Annotated in this window: 2 protein-coding genes; one reads left to right on the plus strand and one right to left on the minus strand. The window is 69.7% G+C overall.

The window, feature by feature from the left end; translation table 11 throughout:
* Positions 1 to 564: 564 nt before the first annotated feature.
* The gene (locus AB0C29_RS46275; protein ID WP_360834449.1) at positions 565 to 948 is read right to left on the minus strand and encodes a helix-turn-helix domain-containing protein; all 384 of its coding nucleotides are present in this window, start codon (positions 946 to 948) and stop codon (positions 565 to 567) included.
* A gap of 77 nt (positions 949 to 1025) precedes the next feature.
* Between AB0C29_RS46275 and AB0C29_RS46280 the strand changes: the two genes are divergently transcribed.
* Positions 1026 to 1673, plus strand: coding sequence for an NAD(P)H-binding protein (locus AB0C29_RS46280; RefSeq protein WP_360834451.1), 648 nt, complete (start codon positions 1026 to 1028; stop codon positions 1671 to 1673).
* Positions 1674 to 1879: the final 206 nt, after the last annotated feature.

Raw genomic sequence — 1879 nt, forward strand, 5'->3', positions numbered from 1 at the left:
TTTTGGTCCGGCATTTGCCATGCCTGCGGGTCGAGCGACCAGCCAGATGAGCAGTGTGCGGACACCGCTCCGCCCGGCCGGCCGGACAGACGGACGGGCGGCCGGCCGGACGCGGTCGGCCGGCTGACCTCTGCGACGGGTCGGCACGCTCCAGCTCAGCGCGACCCAGGCAGCGCCATCCGGGCCAGCGCGGCACGGGTCAGCGCGATTCCAGTCAGCGCGACCCCGCCAACGCCGCCCCCGTCAACCCGACCTCAGTCGGCGCGGCCCGAGTCAACGCAACGCAAATCCGCGCGGCCCAAGTCAGCCCGGCCCAGTCACCGCGACCCGTCAGCCCGGCCCCGTCCGCCCGACTCCTTTCAGCCCGACCCCAGTTAGCGCGACCCCGTCGCCCCACCCCGTCACCGCGGCTCAAAGGCAGCGGGACCCGTCACCCCAACCCCGTTACCGCGGCCCCGTCCGCCCGACCCCTTCAGCCCGACCCCAGTCAGCGACCGGCCCCGTCAGCGCGGCCCAAGTCAGCGCGACCGTCAGCGCGGCGCAGGGGCGCGGGCGGCTGGGCGGTTATTCGGGGTTGTCGTAGGCCGTTTGGGATGCCGATATGTCTGGGAGGTGTTCGATTGCCCATTTCTGGAGGGCTCGGAGTGGTTCCAGCAGGGTCCGCCCCGCGTCGGTGAGGGCGTATTCGACCCGGACTGGCACCTCCGGGTAGACCGTGCGGCGCACCAGGCCGTCGCGTTCCAGGCCGCGGAGGGTCTGGGTCAGCATCTTCTGAGAGACGCCTTCGATGCGGCGGCCGAGCTCTGAGAAACGGGCGTCGCCTTCGCCCAGGACGCCGACGATCAGGACGGTCCAGCGGTCGCCGATGCGGTCGAGGATGCGGCGGGTCGCGCAGTTGGCGCTGTACGGGTCGCCGTCGAGTGCCGGGGCTGCCTGAGTGGTTACCAAGAGGTGCCTACTTCCCGATGGAGATCTGCTCTCCTACGGTAACCATGCGACCCCAACACCGAGAAGGAAGGCACTTCATGTCCCGCATTGTCGTCATCGGTGGCACCGGCTACGCCGGATCGGCCATCGTCGCTGAGGCCGCCGCACGTGGTCATGAGGTCACTGCGTTCAGCCGCTCGCTCCCCGCCGACGCAGTCGCAGGCGTGAACTACGTCCAGGGCGATGCCACGGAGGAAGCGGCCCTGTCATCGGTCATCTCCGGCGCCGACGTCGTGGTGGCCGCACTCGCACCCCGTGGTCCGCTCGCCGACTCGTTCCGCGACGTGTATCGCACGGTTGCCCGCCTCGCCGACGCCGCGGGGGCTCGCCTTTTCGTTGTCGGCGGCTTCTCGTCCCTGCGTCCGGCACCCGGCGCGCCTCGTTTCAAAGAGGACCTCAGCCACGCCCCGGCCGAATTCCACGCCGAGATCCTCGCCGGCGCCGCCCTGATCACCGACGACCTCCCTGCCACCCCGGAAACCCTGAACTGGGTCTTCGTGAGCCCCGCAGCCAACTTCGGCTCATACGCCCCGGGCGAGCGCCTGGGCAAGTACCGCCTGGGCAACGAAATCGCCGTCCAGCCCGAAGACGGCGGCTCCATCTCCGGCGCCGACTACGCCATCGGCGTCGTAGACCTGATCGAACAAGAAACCCACAACCGAGCCCACGTAAACCTGGCCTACTGAAACCACAAACACCGCAGTTGGGCTAGGCGCTCCCCACGCCGAAGACGCGAGCCCGGAGCGGTGTAACCACGCGTCGCGCGCCGACAGGGCGCATTTTCACCCATCCCCACCGCAAGAGATGCAGCTCCGTGCCCACAGCGGGCTTGGGGGGCGGGGATGGTCCACGCAGATATCAAGCCTGACGAGCTGCGTGGGCCATCCCCGCC

The sequence above is a fragment of the Actinoplanes sp. NPDC048791 genome, from assembly GCF_040650095.1.
GTDB lineage: Bacteria > Actinomycetota > Actinomycetes > Mycobacteriales > Micromonosporaceae > Actinoplanes.

Bases quoted from the DNA above. Each gene is read 5' to 3' on its own strand.
- AB0C29_RS46280 (WP_360834451.1), top strand. From the start codon at position 1,026: ATGTCCCGCATTGTCGTCATCGGTGGCACCGGCTACGCCGGATCGGCC.